Annotated in this window: 17 protein-coding genes and 3 pseudogenes; 15 read left to right on the top strand and 5 right to left on the bottom strand. The window is 55.2% G+C overall.

The features are described 5' to 3' along the window. Nucleotides 1–11: 11 nt before the first annotated feature. The 4 genes from relA to eno all read left to right on the top strand — a co-directional run bounded on the left by relA (nucleotide 12) and on the right by eno (nucleotide 6,344). Complete coding sequence (gene relA, locus EGY08_RS21055; protein ID WP_004124338.1) at nucleotides 12–2,249, top strand: GTP diphosphokinase; 2,238 nt, start codon at nucleotides 12–14, stop codon at nucleotides 2,247–2,249. 59 nt (nucleotides 2,250–2,308) lie between these two features. Continuing rightward, the gene (mazG, locus tag EGY08_RS21060) at nucleotides 2,309–3,100 is read left to right on the top strand and encodes a nucleoside triphosphate pyrophosphohydrolase (RefSeq protein WP_123828868.1); all 792 of its coding nucleotides are present in this window, start codon (nucleotides 2,309–2,311) and stop codon (nucleotides 3,098–3,100) included. 227 nt (nucleotides 3,101–3,327) lie between these two features. Further along, on the top strand, nucleotides 3,328–4,965 hold the full coding sequence (gene pyrG / locus EGY08_RS21065; RefSeq protein ID WP_004124328.1) for a glutamine hydrolyzing CTP synthase: 1,638 nt from the start codon (nucleotides 3,328–3,330) through the stop codon (nucleotides 4,963–4,965). 80 nt (nucleotides 4,966–5,045) lie between these two features. Further along, on the top strand, nucleotides 5,046–6,344 hold the full coding sequence (gene eno / locus EGY08_RS21070) for a phosphopyruvate hydratase (protein ID WP_004124327.1): 1,299 nt from the start codon (nucleotides 5,046–5,048) through the stop codon (nucleotides 6,342–6,344). A gap of 67 nt (nucleotides 6,345–6,411) precedes the next feature. Here the strand turns inward: eno and EGY08_RS21075 are convergent, their stop codons facing one another. Further along, nucleotides 6,412–7,521, bottom strand: a complete 1,110-nt coding sequence (locus tag EGY08_RS21075; RefSeq protein WP_004124324.1) for an SDR family oxidoreductase — start codon at nucleotides 7,519–7,521, stop codon at nucleotides 6,412–6,414. A gap of 457 nt (nucleotides 7,522–7,978) precedes the next feature. Here EGY08_RS21075 and queE point away from each other — a divergent pair, with 457 nt between their 5' ends. Together queE and EGY08_RS21085 are read left to right on the top strand one after the other, a co-directional pair. Then, the gene (gene queE / locus EGY08_RS21080; protein ID WP_004124321.1) at nucleotides 7,979–8,650 is read left to right on the top strand and encodes a 7-carboxy-7-deazaguanine synthase QueE; all 672 of its coding nucleotides are present in this window, start codon (nucleotides 7,979–7,981) and stop codon (nucleotides 8,648–8,650) included. Nucleotides 8,651–8,870: 220 nt separating this feature from the next. Then, entirely contained in the window at nucleotides 8,871–9,626 is a 756-nt protein-coding gene (locus EGY08_RS21085; protein ID WP_032742195.1) for an SDR family oxidoreductase, read from the top strand. Nucleotides 9,627–9,738: 112 nt separating this feature from the next. On the opposite strand, the pseudogene EGY08_RS21090 reads toward EGY08_RS21085, so the two are convergent. From EGY08_RS21090 to queD, 3 genes and pseudogenes are all read right to left on the bottom strand, one after another. Next, nucleotides 9,739–10,206 (bottom strand): annotated as a pseudogene (locus EGY08_RS21090) (FGGY-family carbohydrate kinase); the annotation flags it as partial. Continuing rightward, nucleotides 10,203–10,520: pseudogene (locus tag EGY08_RS21095) on the bottom strand (FAD-dependent oxidoreductase); the annotation flags it as partial. The pseudogenes EGY08_RS21095 and EGY08_RS21090, both read right to left, overlap by 4 nt. A gap of 80 nt (nucleotides 10,521–10,600) precedes the next feature. Next, a complete protein-coding gene (queD, locus tag EGY08_RS21100; RefSeq protein WP_004853637.1) occupies nucleotides 10,601–10,963 on the bottom strand; it encodes a 6-carboxytetrahydropterin synthase QueD in 363 nt (120 codons plus the stop codon). 459 nt (nucleotides 10,964–11,422) lie between these two features. On the opposite strand from queD, the gene cysJ reads away from it, so the two are divergent. The 3 genes from cysJ to cysH all read left to right on the top strand — a co-directional run bounded on the left by cysJ (nucleotide 11,423) and on the right by cysH (nucleotide 15,768). Next, nucleotides 11,423–13,222: an NADPH-dependent assimilatory sulfite reductase flavoprotein subunit gene (gene cysJ / locus EGY08_RS21105; protein WP_004124310.1), complete on the top strand. Its 1,800-nt coding sequence runs from the start codon at nucleotides 11,423–11,425 to the stop codon at nucleotides 13,220–13,222. After that, complete coding sequence (gene cysI / locus EGY08_RS21110; RefSeq protein ID WP_004124307.1) at nucleotides 13,222–14,934, top strand: assimilatory sulfite reductase (NADPH) hemoprotein subunit; 1,713 nt, start codon at nucleotides 13,222–13,224, stop codon at nucleotides 14,932–14,934. Before cysJ ends, cysI begins: the two co-directional genes overlap by 1 nt. A gap of 99 nt (nucleotides 14,935–15,033) precedes the next feature. Next, nucleotides 15,034–15,768 (top strand): phosphoadenosine phosphosulfate reductase, encoded by a 735-nt coding sequence (cysH, locus tag EGY08_RS21115; RefSeq protein WP_014226592.1) that lies wholly within the window; start codon nucleotides 15,034–15,036, stop codon nucleotides 15,766–15,768. 77 nt (nucleotides 15,769–15,845) lie between these two features. Here cysH and EGY08_RS21120 read toward each other — a convergent pair whose 3' ends face one another. Further along, nucleotides 15,846–16,904 carry an aminopeptidase gene (locus EGY08_RS21120; RefSeq protein WP_087829860.1) on the bottom strand — a complete coding sequence of 353 codons (1,059 nt, stop codon included), beginning with the start codon at nucleotides 16,902–16,904 and terminating at the stop codon, nucleotides 15,846–15,848. Between the two features lie 246 nt (nucleotides 16,905–17,150). Here EGY08_RS21120 and cysG point away from each other — a divergent pair, with 246 nt between their 5' ends. From cysG to ftsB, 6 genes and pseudogenes are all read left to right on the top strand, one after another. Then, nucleotides 17,151–18,557 (top strand): siroheme synthase CysG, encoded by a 1,407-nt coding sequence (cysG, locus tag EGY08_RS21125; RefSeq protein WP_162626076.1) that lies wholly within the window; start codon nucleotides 17,151–17,153, stop codon nucleotides 18,555–18,557. Between the two features lie 9 nt (nucleotides 18,558–18,566). Then, nucleotides 18,567–19,475, top strand: coding sequence for a sulfate adenylyltransferase subunit CysD (gene cysD, locus EGY08_RS21130; RefSeq protein WP_004104981.1), 909 nt, complete (start codon nucleotides 18,567–18,569; stop codon nucleotides 19,473–19,475). Between the two features lie 9 nt (nucleotides 19,476–19,484). Then, entirely contained in the window at nucleotides 19,485–20,912 is a 1,428-nt protein-coding gene (gene cysN / locus EGY08_RS21135; protein ID WP_004124293.1) for a sulfate adenylyltransferase subunit CysN, read from the top strand. Continuing rightward, nucleotides 20,912–21,517, top strand: coding sequence for an adenylyl-sulfate kinase (gene cysC, locus EGY08_RS21140; RefSeq protein WP_123828870.1), 606 nt, complete (start codon nucleotides 20,912–20,914; stop codon nucleotides 21,515–21,517). Before cysN ends, cysC begins: the two co-directional genes overlap by 1 nt. A 53-nt stretch (nucleotides 21,518–21,570) precedes the next feature. Further along, a pseudogene (locus tag EGY08_RS21145) lies at nucleotides 21,571–21,897 on the top strand (DUF3561 family protein). 140 nt (nucleotides 21,898–22,037) lie between these two features. Beyond that, complete coding sequence (gene ftsB, locus EGY08_RS21150) at nucleotides 22,038–22,355, top strand: cell division protein FtsB (RefSeq protein ID WP_004124270.1); 318 nt, start codon at nucleotides 22,038–22,040, stop codon at nucleotides 22,353–22,355. Nucleotides 22,356–22,367: the final 12 nt, after the last annotated feature.

Below are 22,367 nucleotides of genomic sequence, written 5' to 3' on the forward strand. Positions count from 1 at the left end.
AGGAGAGGACAATGGTTGCGGTAAGAAGTGCACATTTAAATAAAGCTGGTGAATTTGACCCGAAGAAATGGATCGCGAGTCTGGGAATTTCCAGCCAGCAGTCGTGTGAACGCTTAGCCGAAACCTGGGATTATTGTCGAGAGAAAACGCAGGGGCATCCGCAGGCCGACCTCCTGCTGTGGCGCGGCGTGGAGATGGTGGAAATTCTCTCCATGCTCAGCATGGATATCGATACGCTGCGGGCGGCGATGCTGTTCCCTTTGGCAGATGGCAACGTCGTCAGCGAAGAAATTATGCAGGAGAGCGTCGGGAAATCCGTCGTGACCCTGATCCACGGCGTGCGGGACATGGCCGCGATACGCCAGCTTAAAGCCACCCATACCGATTCGGTCTCCTCTGAACAGGTGGATAACATCCGCCGCATGCTGTTGGCGATGGTCGATGATTTCCGCTGCGTGGTGATTAAGATCGCCGAGCGTATTGCCCATCTGCGCGAGGTGAAAGATGCGCCGGAAGATGAGCGCGTGCTGGCGGCGAAAGAGTGTACCAACATCTACGCGCCGCTGGCCAACCGCCTGGGGATCGGCCAGCTCAAGTGGGAGCTTGAGGATTACTGCTTCCGCTATCTGCACCCGGCGGAATATAAGCGGATTGCTAAACTGCTGCACGAGCGGCGCATCGATCGTGAGCATTACATTGACGAATTCGTAGGGCACTTACGCACGGAGATGAAAACCGAGGGCGTCAAAGCCGAGGTCTACGGGCGTCCCAAGCATATCTACAGCATCTGGCGCAAAATGCAGAAAAAACATCTCGCCTTCGACGAGCTGTTTGACGTGCGGGCGGTGCGTATCGTCGCCGAGCGCCTGCAGGATTGCTACGCCGCGCTGGGGATAGTGCATACTCACTACCGCCACCTGCCGGACGAGTTTGATGATTACGTCGCCAATCCCAAGCCTAATGGCTATCAGTCAATTCATACTGTCGTGTTGGGTCCCGGCGGTAAAACGATTGAAATTCAGATCCGTACCCGCCAGATGCATGAAGATGCCGAGCTGGGCGTGGCCGCGCACTGGAAGTATAAAGAGGGTGCCAGCGCAGCGGCCAGCGGCGGGCGCGGCTATGAAGATCGTATTGCGTGGCTGCGTAAACTGATTGCCTGGCAGGAAGAGATGGCCGATTCCGGCGAGATGCTGGATGAGGTGCGTAGCCAGGTCTTTGACGACCGGGTTTACGTCTTTACGCCGAAGGGCGACGTGGTGGACTTACCTTCCGGTTCGACGCCGCTCGATTTTGCCTACCATATTCACAGCGATGTCGGCCACCGCTGCATCGGGGCGAAAATCAGCGGGCGAATTGTGCCGTTTACCTATCAGCTGCAGATGGGCGACCAGATTGAAATTATCACCCAGAAGCAGCCCAACCCAAGCCGCGACTGGCTGAACCCGAACCTCGGCTACGTTACCACCAGCCGCGGGCGTTCCAAAATACACGCCTGGTTCCGCAAGCAGGATCGCGACAAGAATATTCTTGCCGGGCGGCAGATCCTCGATGACGAGCTTGAACACCTGGGCATTAGCCTGAAGGAGGCGGAAAAGCATCTGCTGCCGCGCTACAACTTCAACGAGCAGGACGAACTGCTGGCAGCGATTGGCGGCGGCGATATTCGCCTCAACCAGATGGTTAACTTCCTGCAGGCGCAGTTTAATAAGCCCAGCGCAGCGGAGCAGGATGCGGCGGCGTTAAAGCAGCTGCAGCAGAAAACCCATGCTCCGCAGAATCGCAGCAAAGACAATGGTCGCGTGGTGGTGGAAGGGGTCGGCAACCTGATGCACCATATTGCGCGCTGCTGCCAGCCGATTCCCGGCGACGAGATCGTGGGCTTTATCACCCAAGGCCGAGGGATCTCGGTGCACCGCGCGGATTGCGATCAGCTCGCCGAACTGCAGTCTCACGCTCCCGAGCGTATCGTTGACGCGGTGTGGGGAGAGAGCTACTCGGCGGGCTACTCGCTGGTGGTGCGCGTGCAGGCCAACGATCGCAGCGGCCTGCTGCGCGATATCACCACCATTCTCGCCAATGAGAAAGTTAACGTGCTCGGCGTGGCCAGCCGCAGCGATACCAAACAGCAACTGGCGACGATCGATATGACCATTGAGATCTACAACCTGCAGGTGCTGGGCCGCGTGCTGGGTAAACTGAATCAGGTACCGGATGTCATCGACGCCCGTCGCCTGCACGGCGGTTAACTTCACTTTCTTTATGTCGGCCGGGGTCGCCCCGGCCTGATTCTTTAATGGAAACGACAATGAGCCAAATCGACCGCCTGCTCGGCATTATACAGCGTCTGCGCGATCCGGAAAACGGCTGCCCGTGGGACAAAGAGCAGACTTTTGCCACCATCGCCCCGTATACCCTCGAAGAAACCTATGAAGTGCTCGACGCGATTGCCCGCGAAGATTTTGACGATCTGCGCGGTGAATTAGGCGACCTGCTGTTCCAGGTCGTCTTCTACGCTCAGATGGCGCAGGAAGAGGGGCGCTTTGATTTTAACGATATCTGCGCCGCGATCGGCGACAAGCTGGAGCGCCGCCATCCGCATATTTTCGGCGATGCGTCCGCCGGGAACAGCAGCGAAGTGCTGGCCCGATGGGAGCAGATCAAAAGCGCAGAGCGAGCGGAAAAGTCCCAGCACTCGGCGCTGGACGATATTCCGCATAGTCTGCCGGCGCTGATGCGCGCGCATAAAATCCAGAAACGCTGCTCGGCGGTAGGCTTTGACTGGACTTCTCTGGGGCCGGTGCTGGACAAAGTGCACGAAGAAATAGACGAAGTCATGCACGAAGCGCAGCAGGCGGTGGTGGATGAAGCTAAACTGGAGGAGGAAGTGGGCGACCTGCTGTTTGCGACGGTCAATTTATCCCGCCATTTAGGGGTAAAAGCCGAAGTTGCCCTGCAAAAAGCCAACCTGAAGTTTGAGCGTCGGTTCCGCGAAGTAGAGCGGATTGTCGCCGCGCGCGGCCTGGAAATGACCGGCGTTGACCTCGATACTATGGAGGAGGTATGGCAGGAAGTAAAACGCCAGGAAACTGATCTCTAAAGAGTTTTCGTGATCAAGCGCTATTTGTGTGATTTTTTAAATAACAAGCGCTTGATTTACGTCAAAAACATTTCGCCAAAAGCGGCTATTTTCTCACTCCCTGCGTTTGTGTGGGCCTGATGAAAAGGAGGGATAATGAAAGTTTGTGGCGTCAGTCATGATCGGGTATACTGCTTTCCCGTCCTGGTTATTCCATCGTCTTTTAAACCTAACTTCTCAGGTTCAGCATGACAACGAACTATATTTTTGTGACCGGCGGGGTCGTATCCTCTCTGGGTAAAGGCATTGCCGCAGCTTCCCTCGCAGCCATTCTCGAAGCCCGCGGGCTTAACGTGACCATGATGAAACTGGATCCGTACATCAACGTCGATCCGGGCACCATGAGCCCAATCCAACACGGGGAAGTGTTCGTTACTGAAGACGGCGCTGAAACCGATCTGGACCTGGGTCACTACGAGCGTTTCATTCGTACCAAGATGACCCGTCGCAACAACTTCACCACGGGCCGTATTTACTCTGACGTCCTGCGCAAAGAGCGTCGTGGCGACTATCTGGGCGCCACCGTTCAGGTTATTCCGCACATCACCAACGCGATCAAAGAGCGCGTGCTGGCGGGCGGCGAAGGCCATGATGTTGTGCTGGTAGAAATCGGCGGCACCGTTGGCGATATTGAGTCGCTGCCGTTCCTTGAAGCGATTCGCCAGCTGGCGGTAGATATCGGTCGTGAAAACGCGCTGTTTATGCACCTGACCCTGGTGCCGTACATGGCCGCCGCGGGTGAAGTCAAAACCAAGCCGACCCAGCACTCCGTTAAAGAACTGCTTTCCATCGGTATTCAGCCTGACATCCTGGTCTGTCGCTCCGATCGCGCCATTCCGGCGAACGAACGTGCCAAAATTGCATTGTTCTGCAATGTGCCAGAAAAAGCCGTTATTTCGATGAAAGATGTCGATTCCATTTATAAAATTCCGGGCCTGTTGAAATCGCAGGGGCTGGACGATTATATTTGTAAACGATTCAGCTTAAACTGTCCGGAAGCAAACCTGGCCGAATGGGAACAGGTTATCTATGAAGAAGCGAACCCGGCAGGTGAAGTCACCATTGGTATGGTCGGTAAGTATATTGAACTGCCGGACGCCTACAAATCGGTGATTGAAGCGCTGAAACACGGCGGTCTGAAAAATCGCGTTACCGTCAACATCAAGCTGATTGATTCGCAGGATGTGGAAACGCGCGGTGTCGAAATTCTGAAGAATTTAGACGCTATCCTGATCCCTGGTGGCTTCGGCTATCGCGGCGTTGAAGGTAAGATTGCCACCGCGCGCTATGCGCGTGAAAACAACATTCCCTATCTGGGCATTTGCCTGGGTATGCAGGTTGCGCTGATTGAGTTCGCGCGCAACGTAGCGGGGATGGAAAACGCCAACTCAACGGAATTTGTGCCAGACTGTAAGTACCCGGTTGTGGCCCTGATTACCGAATGGCGTGATGAAGACGGTAATGTCGAAGTGCGCTCTGATAAGAGCGACCTCGGCGGTACGATGCGCCTTGGCGCGCAGCAGTGCCAGCTGGGTGAGGATAGCCTGGTGCGCCAGCTGTACGGTGAGCCAACCATTACCGAACGCCATCGTCACCGCTACGAAGTCAACAATATGCTGTTGAAGCCGATTGAAAATGCGGGCCTGCGTATTGCGGGCCGTTCCGGGGATGATCAGTTGGTCGAGATCATCGAGGTGCCTAACCATCCGTGGTTTGTCGCCTGTCAGTTCCATCCGGAGTTTACTTCGACGCCGCGCGATGGCCATCCGCTGTTTGCAGGCTTTGTGAAAGCCGCTAGCGAGTACCAGAAGCGTCAGGCGAAGTAAAAGAGTTAGAACGGCAATGCACCCATCCGGGTGCATTGTTTGTCTGGAGTTTTAGTTTAACTTGTACTGAGGAAAACCTAATGTCCAAAATCGTTAAAGTCATCGGTCGTGAAATCATCGACTCCCGTGGTAACCCGACTGTTGAAGCCGAAGTACACCTGGAAGGTGGTTTCGTCGGTATGGCAGCTGCTCCGTCAGGTGCTTCTACTGGCTCCCGCGAAGCGCTGGAACTGCGCGATGGCGACAAATCCCGTTTCATGGGTAAAGGCGTACTGAAAGCCGTTGGCGCTGTTAACGGCCCGATCGCTCAGGCAATCCTTGGCAAAGACGCCAAAGATCAGGCTGGCATCGACAAAATCATGATCGACCTGGACGGTACTGAAAACAAATCTAACTTCGGTGCGAACGCTATCCTGGCCGTATCTCTGGCTAACGCCAAAGCTGCCGCTGCTTCTAAAGGTCAGCCGCTCTATGAGCACATCGCTGAGCTGAACGGCACCCCGGGCAAATACTCCATGCCGGTTCCGATGATGAACATCATCAACGGCGGCGAGCACGCTGACAACAACGTCGACATCCAGGAATTTATGATTCAGCCGGTTGGCGCTAAATCCCTGAAAGAAGCCGTACGTATGGGTTCTGAAGTGTTCCATAACCTGGCTAAAGTTCTGAAAGCTAAAGGTATGAACACCGCTGTTGGCGACGAAGGCGGCTACGCGCCGAACCTGGGTTCCAACGCTGAAGCGCTGGCTGTTATCGCTGAAGCGGTTAAAGCTGCTGGCTACGAGCTGGGCAAAGACATCACTCTGGCGATGGACTGCGCGGCTTCTGAATTCTACAAAGACGGTAAATACGTTCTGGCCGGCGAAGGCAACAAAGCGTTCACCTCTGAAGAATTCACCCACTTCCTGGAAGAGCTGACCAAACAGTACCCGATCGTCTCCATCGAAGATGGCCTGGACGAATCTGACTGGGACGGTTTCGCATACCAGACTAAAGTACTGGGCGACAAAATCCAGCTGGTTGGTGACGATCTGTTCGTAACCAACACCAAGATCCTGAAAGAAGGTATCGAGAAAGGCATCGTTAACTCCATCCTGATCAAATTCAACCAGATCGGTTCTCTGACCGAAACTCTGGCTGCGATCAAAATGGCGAAAGACGCTGGCTACACTGCCGTTATCTCTCACCGTTCAGGCGAAACTGAAGACGCTACCATCGCTGACCTGGCTGTTGGTACCGCTGCAGGCCAGATCAAAACCGGTTCTATGAGCCGTTCTGACCGCGTTGCTAAATACAACCAGCTGATTCGTATCGAAGAAGCGCTGGGCGAAAAAGCACCGTACAACGGTCGTAAAGAGATCAAAGGTCAGGCATAAGCCTGTCTTTCTCTGATATGAAAAAGCCAGCCTTCGGGCTGGCTTTTTTTTGCCCCGAAACCGGTGACTACTTAAAATCTACCGCCATTTGCTGCGGAATAGAAAGCCCGCGCGTGGTCTGTACGCAACGGTCAATGTAATCGGTAAAGCGCGGCGGTTTCGGCATGCCCATGCTGAGCAGCTTATCGTTGCTGAATCGTACGTTAAGCGTGGCGAAGGCGCCGTAAAGGCGCATGGCTTTTAGCATCAGCCGTTCGTTGCAGGGGCCAAAAATAGTCTTCAGCTCACGGCGCATTTTGACCAGCGTTTCATAGCTGACCTGGGCGTATTTATCGCCGACCGGCGCCTGCTCTAGGGCGGAGGCCATAGCGTTATCGATATCCGCAAACCTTACGCTGTTTTCCTCTCCCGCTGAAATATGCACTACCTCTCCGCGCGCCAGCGGGCTGATAAGCAGCATCAGCAGCGCATCGGCGCAGTAATCGACGGGAATCACATCGATGCGATCTTCCATTGAACACATAAATTTTTGCAGCATCAGCCCCATGCTGAACACCCAGAAGATGCTGCTGGAGGGCTGACAGCCGTGATGAGTGTGGCCAACAACAATCGAGGGGCGGGCAATCGCCAGCGGTAGCGTTGGGCACTCCTGCCGCATGAGACGTTCAATTGTTGATTTAGAGTGTGTGTACTCGACCAGATGCTCGGCGCGTTCACGAAACGCCGTGCTTTCCGCTACCAGCGAATCGGGATCTGGCGAGCAGGACATCGCGGTGCCCACGTGCAGAAAGCGCTGAAGGCTGTTGACCTGAGCCATCCGCCGGGCAAACTGCAGCGTACCTTCGACGTTGACTTTCCAGATAAGCGGATTGTTACCAAATGAGGCGACGGCGGCGCAGTTGAGCACGTGAGTAACCTGATTCAAGCGCGGGTCGTCGAGAAAGGGCTGCGGATTGGCCAGATCCCCCAGCAGAATGTTGCCGGGCGTCAGGGCCGTTAATCTCTCTTCGCTAATATTGAATTTTCGCAGGTTTTCCTTAACCCGTTCTACGGCGGCTACACTATTATCAGCACGAACTAACAGTAATAGATTAGGCACATTCATTTTATTAAGAATGCTTTCTAACACTGCTCCACCCAGAAATCCGGTCGCGCCAGTAATTAATAATGTATTCATGAATGCAGTCTCAGTAGTATTGGTTGACTGGATTCTAGGCGCGGAAAATTAAACGGATATTAAATGGAGAATGAACATAACGTGCGGTTTATTAAGGTTATTTTAAGGAAAGATATCGCCGCGGATCGAATTTGACCCCGAGATAATCCTATAAATTCATTATTTCATGTATCCATTTGTACATCGTTGAAATTTATTATTTTTAAGTTGGTTTTTTTATGTTTAGCATTCAGGGTTATACATATTTTGTTACACCAAAAATTTTATCCATACCGTTTAATAGTAGCCTGATGATTATCAAGCTAATAAAAAAACGTCGCTGAATAATATCATCTGTCTGCGGCCGGGGAGTATCATCCTGGCGTATTTTTAATCGATCACTCAGTACAGCGCGGGACAAGATCTGCGCGGGCAAATCTGCGATAATGCGCGTTCACAACCCTAAGCAGAGATGATTATGCAGTACCCGATTAACGAGATGTTCCAGACCTTGCAAGGCGAAGGTTACTTCACCGGCGTTCCCGCCATTTTTATTCGTTTACAGGGATGCCCGGTTGGTTGCGCCTGGTGCGATACCAAACATACCTGGGATAAGCTTGCCGATCGGGAAGTGTCGCTGTTCAGCATTCTGGCGAAAACCAAAGAGAGCGATAAATGGGGCCCGGCGAGCAGCGAAGATCTGCTGGCTATCATCGGGCGTCAGGGCTGGACGGCCCGCCACGTGGTGATTACCGGCGGTGAACCCTGCATTCATGATTTAACGCCGTTAACCTCTTTACTGGAGCAAAACGGATTTAGCTGCCAGATTGAAACCAGCGGCACCCATGAAGTTCGCTGTACGCCTCATACCTGGGTGACGGTGTCGCCAAAGGTGAACATGCGCGGCGGTTATGACGTGCTCTCGCAGGCGCTACAGCGGGCTGATGAAATTAAACATCCGGTTGGACGCGTGCGCGATATCGAAGCGCTGGATGAATTGCTGGCAACGCTGGCCGATGAAAAGCCGCGTATTATCGCGCTTCAGCCGATTAGCCAGAAAGATGACGCGACACGCCTGTGCATCGAAACTTGCATTGCCCGCAACTGGCGCTTATCGATGCAGACGCACAAGTATCTGAATATTGCCTGATCCCTGATTTCTTGCCGGGCAACTGAACACTGCCCGGCAAGAAACAAATTCATAGATGAATTCATCAAATGGCATTGTTTCAACCCTGTGCTTAAGATCCCTCCTCCCTGCGGCAATGATATCATCGGCTCTTAAATCAGCCGCCAGAGCGTGCTGTCCCTATGGTGACTTAAGGATCGAGTTAAACATGCTGCCATTTGTTCCATCCAGTGCTTTTTCCATGGAATTCTTCTCCCTCAAAGGGAAAACTGCCATTGTTACCGGCGGCAATAGCGGTCTGGGGCAGGCTCTCGCTTTTGCCCTGGCGACGGCGGGAGCCAATCTGTTTATCCCAGGCCGACGTGTCGATAACGCTCAAACCCGAGCGCTTATTGAGCAACAGGGGGCAGCGGTGGAATTCATGCCAGCGGATATTACCGATCACGGCATGCCGCAGCGTATTATCACCGAGTGTTGCCAGCATTTCGGTACGGTCGATATCCTGGTGAATAATGCCGGAATTTGTCGCTTAAATAAGGTACTGCGCTTTGGGCGTGCAGACTGGGACCCGATGATTGAGACTAACCTGACGGCAGCTTTCGAACTGAGCCATGAGGCAGCTAAAGTTATGGTCCCGCGTGGTAGTGGTAAAATTATTAATATTTGCTCGGTGTTCTCTTATTTAGGCGGTAGCTGGTCACCGGCCTATGCCGCAACCAAACATGCGCTGGTGGGTTTAACGAAAGCCTATTGTGAAGAACTGGGCCCGTATAATATTCAGGTTAACGGCATTGCCCCCGGCTATTATGAAACCGAAATGACAGCGGTCGTTCGCAACATGCCTAAGGAAAACCGACGGGTTCTGGCGCATATTCCAGCCGGTCGTTGGGGAGAGGCGGAGGATCTCATGGGGGCGGCAGTCTTTCTGGCGAGCCGGGCATCGGATTACGTTAATGGTCATATCCTGGCGGTGGATGGGGGGTATCTGGTGCGTTGAGTTAACATAAAAACTCAGGATATAGCGACATATCGGCAATAGTAGCGCGTTTGTTGACGCCAACGAAAAATGTTGCCGGGTGAGCTTTCACCCGGCGCAAGTAGGCATAGCGTTATGCGTTCGACCAACTTTGAATCGCGTCAACGTTCTCCAGATTTCCGTGCATCACTTGATATGACTTTTTCAAAATGACGTCGGTATACTGCGTCAACTCTCTGAATATGCCTTTATTGAGAGCCTCATAGCGACTGGCGTTTTGTTCAACTGGCATAAACACATCTTTTACCCGGACCATTTTTTCAATTGCTGTTTCGTAAGATGGGTACAAGCCTGACCCAACAGCCGTGTTGATTGTAGCCCCGAGACTTGCACAGCCGTTGATGGCATTGCGTCGGGCCGGAAGGTTGAACACGTCAGCAAAGATTTGCATAAAAAGGTCACTGTTAGAGCCACCGCCGGTGATGATGATATGTTTAGCGAAATGATTCATTTCATTGCACATATTGTCGTAGTTATTTTTCAGTGTCAGCGCAATGCTCTCCAGAATAGAGCGGTAGATCCATGCATAGTCCATACTGGAGTGAACCGCGCACGCAGTAAACTCCATGAATCACCGTTAGGCTGTAGACTGGAGCAGGTTGTTGCGCTGCTGTCAGCCAACAGCACCAGGCTCTCATGGGTAATTCGGCGCTCAAGGGGGGCGGATTGCTCAAAATCAGGGAGGAGTTCGGCAAGGGCGTGACAATGAAGAGGGCCGCCGGAGAGATTTTTACTGCCGGGAAGTTCGCCACGTTCAAGCTGCAGGACCAAAAGCCCTGCTCGTACGCAGCGTGAAGCACAAGCGGTGCCAGCTATCCCTGCACCGATGATAATAATATCAAAATCGTCAGCCATTTTGCGCCCCAGATATCCAGAGCGCTTAAGCTAACATGATGTTATTTAAGGAATATCTACCGCCGACACAAACGCTTTAATCACTCGCCGCGATAGACGCAGCCTGCGGTGCAGGTCTCTTTGATCATCACCGCGCTCAGCAGCGGAACCCGCGGTTTCATCTGCTCCCAGATCCATTTGGCCAGCACTTCGCTGGTCGGATTGGACAGTCCTGGAATATCGTTCAGATAGTAATGGTCGAGGCGATCGTAGATGGGTTTAAACGCGGCCTTCAGCTCGGCAAAATCCATGATCCACCCGGTATGGGGATCGACTTCACCGGTAATCTCCAGGCGCACCATAAATGAATGGCCGTGCAGACGACCGCATTTATGGCCTTCCGGCACGTGCGGCAGGTGGTGAGCGGCTTCGAAGGTGAAATCTTTAAACAGCGTGGTGGACATCTTTTATTCTCAATATGGCAAAAAAACCGCCGTAGGGTACCGGAAAGCACATTTTTTCGCATTAACTAAAACGGCCCTGAACACAAAATAGACGCATTCATCCAGCATATGCAAATTAAGTTCTTATATTTCATGTGCTTATTTAATCGATTTTGTTGTTAATAACTATAACTAAAACAGGTTAGTTCATTTGGTTATTTGTTATTTCCATCCTTTATTTAGTTGTTACTATTTGCACCGTTAACCTACCAACTCGTCATACTTCGAGCCGCATGTGCGTTAGCAATACTCGGCGCATCCTTGGGCCTCGCCCAGCCCGGTCCCTTACTCAGGTAAGCTCCCGGGGGGCGCTGTGTCGCTGCCTGCAACTCGAATTATTTAGAGTAAATACATTTTCTTCTGTTTTATCGCGCTGACAGGGCGTGAATCACAGCTTTGCTTACTGGAACATAACGACGCATGACGACACAGGCCCCACCTTCAAATTTGCTACCGCTGAGTCCGGAGCAAATGGCGCGCCTTCAGGCGGCCACGACCGACTTCACGCCCACCCAGCTGGCCTGGGTTTCCGGTTACTTCTGGGGCGCGCTGAATCAGCAGCCCGGCGCGGCGGCTGTCGCGCCAGCCCAGGCGGCGGAAGTTCCGTCCATCACCCTGATTTCGGCATCGCAAACCGGCAACGCCCGCCGCGTGGCTGAAGCGCTGCGTGATGATCTGCAGGCCGCGCAGCTGAACGTGAAGCTGGTTAACGCAGGCGACTATAAATTCAAACAAATTGCCTCCGAAAAGCTGCTGGTCGTGGTGACGTCAACGCAGGGTGAAGGTGAGCCGCCGGAAGAAGCCGTTGCGCTGCATAAGTTCCTGTTTTCGAAGAAAGCGCCGAAGCTGACCGATACCGCATTTGCCGTGTTTGGCCTCGGCGATACCTCCTATGAATTCTTCTGCCAGTCCGGCAAAGATTTTGATAACAAGCTGGCCGAACTGGGCGGCGAACGCCTGCTCGACCGGGTTGACGCTGATGTCGAGTATCAGGCCGCCGCCGCCGAATGGCGCACTCGGGTGGTTGAGGTGCTGAAAGCGCGCGCCCCTGCCGCCGCGCCGTCTCAGCTGCTCACCAGCGGGTCGGTGAATGAGATCCACACCAGCCCCTATACCAAAGAAGCGCCGCTGACCGCGACGCTGGCGGTGAATCAAAAAATTACCGGCCGCGATTCTGAAAAAGATGTGCGCCATATTGAAATCGACCTCGGCGACTCTGGCCTGCGCTATCAGCCGGGCGATGCGCTGGGCGTCTGGTACCAGAACGATCCGGCTCTGGTGAAAGAGCTGGTGGAACTGCTGTGGCTGACGGGCGCGGAGCCGGTCACGGTTGACGGCAAAACGCTGCCGCTCGCCGAAGCGCTGGAGTGGCACTTCGAGCTGACGGTCAACACCGGTAACATCGTGGAAAATTATGCCACCTTAACCCGCAGCGAATCCCTGCTGCCGCTGGTGGGCGATAAGGCGCAGCTCCAGCATTACGCCGCGACCACGCCGATTGTCGATATGGTGCGCTTCTCCCCGGCGCAGCTGGATGCCCAGGCGCTGGTCGACCTGCTGCGCCCGCTGACGCCGCGCCTGTACTCTATCGCCTCTTCGCAGGCGGAAGTGGAAAGCGAAGTCCACGTCACCGTTGGCGTGGTGCGATATGACATTGAAGGCCGCGCCCGGGCCGGCGGCGCTTCCAGCTTCCTGGCTGACCGCGTCGAAGAAGATGGCGAAGTGCGCATCTTTATCGAGCATAACGATAACTTCCGTCTGCCCGCTAACCCGCAGACGCCGGTGATCATGATTGGCCCCGGCACCGGCATCGCGCCGTTCCGCGCCTTTATGCAGCAGCGCGCGGCGGAAGGCGCGGAAGGTAAGAATTGGCTGTTCTTCGGCAACCCGCATTTTACCGAAGATTTCCTTTATCAGGTGGAGTGGCAGAGCTACGTCAAAGAAGGTGTGCTGAGCCGCATCGACCTGGCCTGGTCCCGCGATCAACAACAAAAAGTCTACGTTCAGGACAAGCTGCGCGAGCAGGGGGCCGAACTGTGGCGCTGGATTAACGACGGCGCCCATATTTATGTCTGCGGCGATGCGAATCGTATGGCAAAAGACGTTGAGCAGACGCTACTGGAAGTGATTGCCGAATACGGCGCGATGGACGCCGAAGCGGCGGACGAATTTTTAAGTGAGCTGCGCGTTGAGCGCCGTTATCAGCGAGATGTCTACTAATGAGCGAAAAACATCCAGGCCCGCTGGTGGTCGAAGGTAAACTGACTGACGCCGAGCGCATGAAGCTCGAAAGCAACTACCTGCGCGGCACCATCGCGGAAGATTTGAACGACGGCCTGACCGGCGGTTTTAAAGGCGATAACTTTCTGCTGATCCGTTTTCACGGTATGTATCAGCAGGATGACCGCGATATCCGCGCCGAGCGCGCGGCGCAGAAGCTGGAGCCGCGTCACGCGATGCTGCTTCGCTGCCGCCTGCCGGGCGGGGTGATCACCACTAAACAGTGGCAGGCGATCGATAAATTCGCCGGCGATAACACCATTTACGGCAGCATCCGTCTGACCAACCGTCAGACCTTCCAGTTCCACGGCATTCTGAAGAAGAACGTCAAGCCGGTGCATCAGATGCTGCATTCGGTGGGGCTGGACGCGCTGGCGACCGCCAACGATATGAACCGTAACGTGCTCTGTACTTCTAACCCGTACGAGTCTCAGCTGCATGCTGAAGCCTACGAGTGGGCGAAGAAGATCTCCGAGCACCTGCTGCCGCGCACGCGCGCTTATGCCGAAATCTGGCTGGATCAGAAGAAAGTCGCCACCACTGATGAAGAACCGATCCTCGGCCAGACCTATCTGCCGCGTAAGTTCAAAACCACCGTGGTGATCCCGCCGCAGAACGATATCGATCTGCATGCGAACGATATGAACTTCGTGGCCATTGCTGAAAACGGCAAACTGGTAGGCTTTAACCTGCTGGTCGGCGGCGGTTTATCGATTGAACACGGCAATAAGAAAACCTACGCCCGTACGGCGAGCGAGTTTGGCTATCTGCCGCTGGAGCACACCCTGGCGGTGGCGGAAGCGGTGGTCACGACCCAGCGCGACTGGGGTAACCGCACCGATCGTAAAAACGCGAAAACCAAATACACCCTCGAACGCGTGGGCGTTGAGACCTTTAAGGCGGAAGTGGAGCGTCGGGCGGGCATCAAGTTTGAGCCGATCCGTCCGTACGAGTTCACCGGCCGCGGCGATCGTATCGGCTGGGTGAAAGGTATCGACAATAACTGGCACCTGACGCTGTTTATTGAAAATGGTCGTATTCTTGATTATCCGGGTCGTCCGCTGAAAACCGGCCTGCTGAAGATTGCGAAGATCCACAAAGGCGAGTTCCGCATTACGGCGAACCAGAACCTGATCGTTGCCAGCGTACCGGAAGATCAGAAGGCGAAGATCGAGAAGCTGGCGCGCGATCATGGTCTGATGAACGCCGTTACGCCGCAGCGCGAAAACTCGATGGCCTGCGTTTCGTTCCCGACCTGTCCGCTGGCGATGGCGGAGGCCGAGCGTTTCCTGCCGTCGTTTACCGATAAAGTCGAGGCGGTGATGAGCAAACATGGCGTTGGCGACGAGCATATCGTTACCCGCGTCACCGGCTGCCCGAACGGCTGCGGCCGTGCGATGCTGGCGGAAGTGGGGCTGGTCGGTAAGGCGCCGGGCCGCTACAACCTGCACCTGGGCGGTAACCGCAGCGGGACGCGTATTCCGCGTATGTATCGGGAAAATATTACCGAGTCGGAAATCCTCGACTCGATCGACGAACTGGTAGGGCGCTGGGCGAAAGAGCGCGAAGCGGGTGAAGGCTTCGGCGATTTTACGGTGCGTGCGGGCATCATTCGCCCGGTGCTCGACCCAGCCCGTGATTTCTGGGAATAAACATCCAGCTGCCCGGTGGCGTTTCGCTTACCGGGCCTGTGGGTTTTGTAGGCCGGGCAAACGCAGTCCCGCCCGGCGAAACAGACAAACGAGGTTCTTATGTCCGTACTCGATCTAAACGCGCTGAACGCATTACCGAAGGTCGATCGTGTTTTGCAGTTGGCGGAAACCAATAGCCAGCTGGAAAAGCTGAGCGCGGAAGCACGCGTCGCGTGGGCGCTGGAAAACCTGCCGGGCGAATACGTGCTCTCTTCAAGCTTTGGTATTCAGGCGGCAGTGAGCCTGCATCTGGTCAATCAGGTGCGCCCGGATATTCCGGTCATTTTGACCGATACCGGCTATCTGTTCCCTGAAACCTACCAGTTTATCGACGAATTAACGGACAAACTCAATCTGAACCTGAAGATCTATCGGGCGAAGGAGAGCGCTGCATGGCAGGAGGCGCGCTACGGTAAGCTGTGGGAGCAGGGCGTTGAGGGCATTGAAAAATATAATGACATCAACAAGGTCGAGCCGATGAACCGAGCGCTGGAAGAGCTGAATGCGCAAACCTGGTTTGCGGGCCTGCGCCGCGAGCAGTCCGGCAGCCGCGCCCACTTACCGGTGCTGGCGATCCAGCGCGGCGTGTTTAAGGTGCTGCCGATCATCGACTGGGATAATCGTACCGTCTATCAGTATCTGCAAAAGCACGGCCTGAAGTATCACCCGCTGTGGGATCAGGGCTATTTGTCGGTAGGGGACACCCACACCACCCGTAAATGGGAGCCGGGGATGGCGGAGGAAGAAACGCGCTTCTTTGGCCTGAAAAGAGAGTGCGGGCTGCACGAAGGTTAAGCGGCGTAAATACTGCGAAGAGCGGTTGTAGATGAATAGAGCAGGGAGACCGCGGTTTGGTCTCCCCCTCAGGAAAATCAGGATTTCCCCGTTTTCACTTTTTCGACTTTCGCCAGCTCTTTCACCAGCGGCAGCATCACTTTCATCACATCGCGTCCGCGATGCTCAATCCGCCCTGGCAGCGCTTTATCAATATACTGCAGGTTATCCAGCTGAATCTTGTGCCAACTGGTGCCGTCCGGGAAGCTGCGAGATTTGCTCCGCTGCTGATAACCGTCTTTCTTACCTAATGACCAATTGGTCGCTTCCACCGACAGTACCGGGATCCCGGCGGTATCAAAAACGCTGGCGTCGTTGCAGCAGCCGGTGCCTTTCGGAAAGTCCCGGTTCAGTCCTGGATTGGTGAAGGCCGCGATGCCGTGGCTATGGGCGATAGCCAGCGCCCGGTCGCGGGTGAGCTTGCGCACCGACGCTGGCGTGCTGCGGCCGCTATTAAAGTACAGCTTATCGCCCACGACAAGGTTATCGAGATTAATCACCAGCAGGGTGTTTTTCTTTTCCGCGTCGCTCATGCGCTTGAGCAGATTCTGCGCCCCAAGCCGGCCCTCTTCTTCGCCGCTGGTGGCAACGAAGCGAATACCGTAACGGGTAGGAACGTTCTTTAACTGTTCAGCAAGTTCCAGCATGACGCCCAGCCCCATCGCGTTATCGTCGATCCCCTGTAGGGTCAGGCCGCCGAGGTTATTTTCAACATCTTTATCGCTCTGCGGCGCGTAGGTATCCAGGTGCGCCATGATAATGATCTGCTGGCGAGATTGGCCTTCATGAGCGGCGATCACCGTACTGCCGGTGACGTTATGCCAGTTTTTACGCTGACTGCTATCGGTATAGACGTAGCGGGTATTGAAGCTGCGTACATCGCTCTGGTAACCCATCTGGGCGAACTGCTGGCGGAGGTAATCGGCTGACAGCATCTCGGCCGGCGTACCGGTCATTCTTCCGGGAAAAAAGGTGGCGATATGACGAGCCTGGGCATTGGCGGTTTCGCCCGGGGCGCTGAATGCCGGGGCGGCGGAGAAGACAAAACCTGCGCCCAACGCCAGGGGAAGCAGGCGACGGCACAATGCGGAAAACATAGGGGGTCCTTTAGCACTTAAAACAATTTCACCCGCGTAGTATGAAACTGTGACCGGGGTTAAACAATTTCAATCGCTCTTAAATGGTGGAAAAACCGCGTGTTAAGCACTTTTTGATATTTGCTTTCCCAGGTCGTTATTCTTTTGAGTAACAACTCATTCCATTTCGTAATTTCATTTGCTCTAAACCGCACCCTATAGTCGCTCTATTGCTGATTGTAAGAGAGTTGTTGCGCAGTGGAATACTTGCCGATATTTGCCGAAGTGAAAGAGAGACCCGTGCTGGTGATCGGCGGCGGCGAGATAGCCGCGCGTAAGATTACGTTTTTGCTGCGCGCTGAAGCGAAGGTGCACATTGTCGCCGAAACGTTGATGCCGGAACTTGCCGAAAAGGTCGAGCGCGAGGAAATTCAGTGGCGGGCAACCGTATTCGAAGAGCAGCAGCTTGATGACGTATTTCTGGTGATTGCCGCTACCGAAGATGACGAGCTGAACCAACGCGTTTATGTCGCGGCGAACGCGCGCTATCGGCTGGTCAACGTCGTGGATAATCAGGCGCTGTGCTCGTTTGTCTTTCCATCCATTGTCGATCGCTCTCCGCTGCTGGTGGCTATCTCTTCCAGCGGCAAAGCGCCGGTGCTGTCGCGGATTTTGCGCGAAAAAATCGAAGCCCTGCTGCCCACCAACCTGGGGCGGCTGGCTGAAACGGCGAGCTACTGGCGTCACCATATTAAAACCCATCTGAAAACCACCGCCGAACGCCGCCGCTTTTGGGAGCGCGTGTTTACCGGTCGTTTTGCCAGCCTGATGCTGGCGGGCAACAAAGCCGAAGCGGAAAAAGCGCTGGAAGATGAACTTCGGCAGCCGGACAAACGCCCCGGTGAAATTATCCTCGTCGGAGCGGGGCCTGGTGATGCCGGATTGCTGACCCTGCGTGGCCTGCAGGCCCTTCAGCAGGCGGACGTGGTGTTCTACGACAACCTGGTCACCCCGGAGGTGCGCGAACTGGTACGCCGAGACGCGGAGACAATCTGCGTCGGTAAAAGCGCTTCCGGCGTATCCGTACCGCAGCAGGAGATCAACCGTTTGCTGGTGGATGCAGCGAAAGAGGGCAAAACGGTGATTCGCCTGAAGGGCGGCGACCCGTTTATTTTTGGCCGCGGCGGCGAAGAGCTGCAGGCCGCGGCCGAAGCGGGCATTCCGTTTCAGGTCGTCCCGGGCGTGACGGCGGCGGCGGGCGCAACGGCCTATGCCGGAATTCCGCTGACGCATCGTGATTATGCCCAGAGCGCCACCTTTATTACCGGACACTTCGGCGCGGAAAACTCGCCGCTCGACTGGGCGCGGCTGGCGCAAAGCGGCCAGACCCTGGCGATTTATATGGGCAGCCTGAAAGCGGCGGAAATCAGCGCGCAGCTGATCGCCAACGGCCTCGATGGCGACACCCCGGTAGCGGTGATCTCGCGCGGTACCCGCGCCGATCAGCAAACGAAGACCGGCACATTACAACAGCTTGAAAACCTGGCGAAAGACGCCCCGATGCCCGCCCTGATCGTGGTAGGAGACGTGGTGCAATTACATCAACAGCTCGCCTGGTATCAACACACCTCATCCTCAGAGGCCTTTAAGGCTTCTGTAGTAAATCTGGCTTAAGGAACGGTTATGGACCAAAAACGACTCACTCACCTGCGGCAACTGGAGGCGGAAAGCATCCATATCATTCGTGAGGTGGCCGCCGAATTCTCTAACCCGGTGATGATGTACTCCATCGGTAAAGACTCCAGCGTAATGCTGCATCTGGCGCGTAAAGCGTTTTATCCGGGCACCCTGCCGTTCCCGCTGCTGCACGTCGATACCGGCTGGAAATTCCGCGAAATGTATGAGTTCCGTGACCGTACCGCTAAAGCCTACGGCTGCGAGCTGCTGGTGCACAAAAACCCGGAAGGGGTGGCGATGGGCATTAACCCGTTTGTCCACGGCAGCGCCAAGCATACCGATATCATGAAAACCGAAGGCCTCAAGCAGGCGCTGAACAAATACGGCTTCGATGCCGCGTTCGGCGGCGCGCGCCGCGATGAAGAGAAATCCCGCGCCAAAGAGCGTATTTACTCCTTCCGCGACCGCTTCCACCGCTGGGACCCGAAAAACCAGCGCCCGGAGCTATGGCACAACTATAACGGCCAGATTAACAAGGGCGAAAGCATCCGCGTCTTCCCGCTCTCCAACTGGACCGAGCTGGATATCTGGCAGTACATCTATCTGGAGAATATTGAAATTGTACCGCTGTACCTGGCGGCAGAACGTCCGGTGCTGGAGCGCGACGGGATGCTGATGATGATCGATGACGATCGCATCAATCTACAGCCCGGCGAGATGATCAAAAAACAGATGGTGCGCTTCCGCACCCTCGGCTGCTGGCCGCTGACCGGCGCGGTGGAGTCCAATGCGCAAACGCTGCCGGAGATCATCGAAGAGATGCTGGTGTCGACCACCAGCGAACGACAGGGGCGCGTGATTGACCGCGACCAGGCAGGCTCCATGGAGCTGAAGAAACGTCAGGGTTATTTCTAAGGAGCCGCCATGAACACCACAATTGCACAACAAATTGCCAATGAAGGCGGCGTAGAAGCCTACCTGCATGCCCAGCAGCACAAAAGCCTACTGCGCTTTCTGACCTGCGGCAGCGTCGATGACGGTAAAAGTACGCTGATTGGCCGGCTTCTGCACGATACCCGTCAGATTTACGAAGATCAGCTCTCCTCTCTGCATAATGACAGCAAACGTCACGGTACGCAGGGCGAAAAACTCGATCTGGCGCTGCTGGTTGACGGTCTGCAGGCCGAGCGCGAGCAGGGGATTACCATCGATGTCGCCTACCGCTACTTCTCTACCGAGAAGCGCAAATTTATTATCGCCGACACCCCGGGGCACGAGCAGTACACCCGTAATATGGCGACCGGCGCGTCAACCTGCGACCTGGCGATTCTGTTGATTGACGCCCGCAAAGGCGTGCTCGATCAGACTCGCCGTCACAGCTTTATCTCGACGCTGCTGGGGATCAAACACCTGGTGGTGGCGGTGAACAAAATGGACCTCGTCGATTTTAGCGAAGAGACCTTTAACACTATTCGTGAAGCGTATCTGACCTTTGCTGAACAGCTGCCGGGCGATCTCGACATTCGCTTTGTCCCGCTTTCCGCGCTTGAAGGGGATAACGTCGCCAGCCAGAGCGATAAAATGCCGTGGTACAGCGGCCCGACGCTGCTGGAAGTGCTGGAAACCGTTGAGATTCAGCGCGTGGTGGAAAGCCAGCCGCTGCGCTTCCCGGTGCAGTACGTCAATCGTCCGAACCTCGACTTCCGCGGGTTTTCCGGGACGGTTGCCGCTGGCCGCGTGAGCGTAGGACAGCGTCTGAAAGTGCTGCCGTCGGGGGTGGAATCCACCGTGGCGCGCATCGTCACCTTTGACGGCGACCTGCCGGAAGCGGCGGCCGGGGAGGCGATCACTCTCGTGCTGAAGGATGAAATTGATATCAGCCGCGGCGACCTGCTGGTGGACGCGGCGGTCTCTCTGCCTGCGGTGCAAAGCGCTAGCGTTGATGTGGTATGGATGGCGGAGCAGGCCCTAACGCCTGGCCAGAGCTATGACATTAAAATCGCCGGTAAGAAAACCCGCGCCCGCGTGGATGGCGTTCGCTACCAGGTTGATATCAACAACCTGACCCAGCGCGAAGTAGAATCGCTGCCGCTCAACGGCATCGGGTTGGTAGATCTGACTTTCGATGAGCCGCTGGTGCTGGATAAATACCAGGATAACCCGGTCACCGGGGGGCTTATCTTTATCGACCGTTTAACCAACGTCACCGTTGGCGCGGGCATGGTACGCGAGCCGAACGAACAGGCGCAGGCGGGCGCTTCCCAGTACAGCGCGTTTGAGCTTGAGCTGAATCAGCTAATTCGCAAGCACTTCCCGCACTGGGACGCTCGCGACCTGCTGGGAGGCAAGTAATGGCCCGGCATGACGAAAACGTCGTCTGGCATGCGCATCCTGTCACCCAGGAGCAGCGCGAGCAGCATCACGGCCATCGCGGCGTGGTGCTGTGGTTCACCGGGCTTTCGGGCTCGGGGAAATCCACCGTTGCCGGCGCGCTGGAAGAGGCGCTACATCGGCTCGGCGTGAGCACCTATTTGCTGGATGGCGATAACGTGCGTCACGGCCTGTGCAGCGATCTTGGCTTCAGCGACGACGACCGCAAAGAGAACATTCAACGCGTAGGTGAAGTGGCGAAGCTGATGGTGGATGCCGGACTTGTTGTATTGACCGCGTTTATATCTCCGCATCGCGCAGAACGGCAGATGGTTCGCGAGCGTTTAGGCGAAGGACGTTTTATCGAAGTCTTTGTCGATACGCCGCTGGCGATCTGCGAAGCGCGGGATCCGAAAGGCCTGTATAAGAAAGCGCGTGCCGGGGAGCTGCGCAACTTTACCGGAATTGATTCAGTGTATGAATCCCCGGAGCGCGCTGAAATTCACCTCGACGGCGAACAATTGGTAACAAATTTGGTGCACCAATTATTAGACCTGCTACGACAGAGCGATATTATCAGATCCTGAAACGGCTGCGGCATCATCACAGGATGCCGATCGCCAGGTCAACAGGATTCGATATGCGCAATACCCAGAACATCAGTATTATTCGTTCAGAACCGCCGCCGGCAGTCAGCGACGAGACCACCTGGTCTCTGTCGGGTGCTGCCGTTGGCTTTATTTCATGACTGCTGGCGCTGGGTATTCCCTTCCTGATCTATGGCAGTAACACGCTATTTGTCCTCCTCTATACCTGGCCGTTCTTTCTGGCATTAATGCCGGTTGCCGTCGTGGTTGGCATCGCGCTGCATTCGCTGATGGACGGTAAACTTCAGTACAGCGTCTGCGCGACGATTTTGACCGTCGGACTGATGTTCGGTCTGCTGTTCCTCTGGCTACTGGGGTAGTCCTTTTTACGAATGAATCTAGCCTGGGTATCAACGGTAAAAATGTGGTACAGTCCCCGCGTTACGCGGCGTCGTCCGCGCGCCAGAGTAGAGAACTCGGGCGAGTTATGGGATGATGATGCCGTTTTTCAGGGGGCAGGATGGGTAAACTAACGCTGCTGTTATTGGCTTTGCTGGTCTGGCTACAGTACTCGCTGTGGTTCGGCAAAAATGGCCTGCACGACTATAGCCGGGTTGATGACGATGTCTCCGCGCAGCAGGCAACTAACGCTAAATTAAAAGCACGCAACGATCAGCTATTCGCCGAAATTGACGACCTCAACGGCGGTCAGGAAGCTATCGAAGAGCGCGCACGCAATGAACTCAGTATGACCCGCCCGGGCGAAACGTTTTATCGTCTGGTGCCGGATGCGTCAAAACGCAACCAGGCTGCGGGGCAACAGCAGAATAATCGATAAACAGGCCCAGGA

The organism is Klebsiella sp. FDAARGOS_511 (assembly GCF_003812845.1).
Classification (GTDB): domain Bacteria; phylum Pseudomonadota; class Gammaproteobacteria; order Enterobacterales; family Enterobacteriaceae; genus Klebsiella; species Klebsiella grimontii.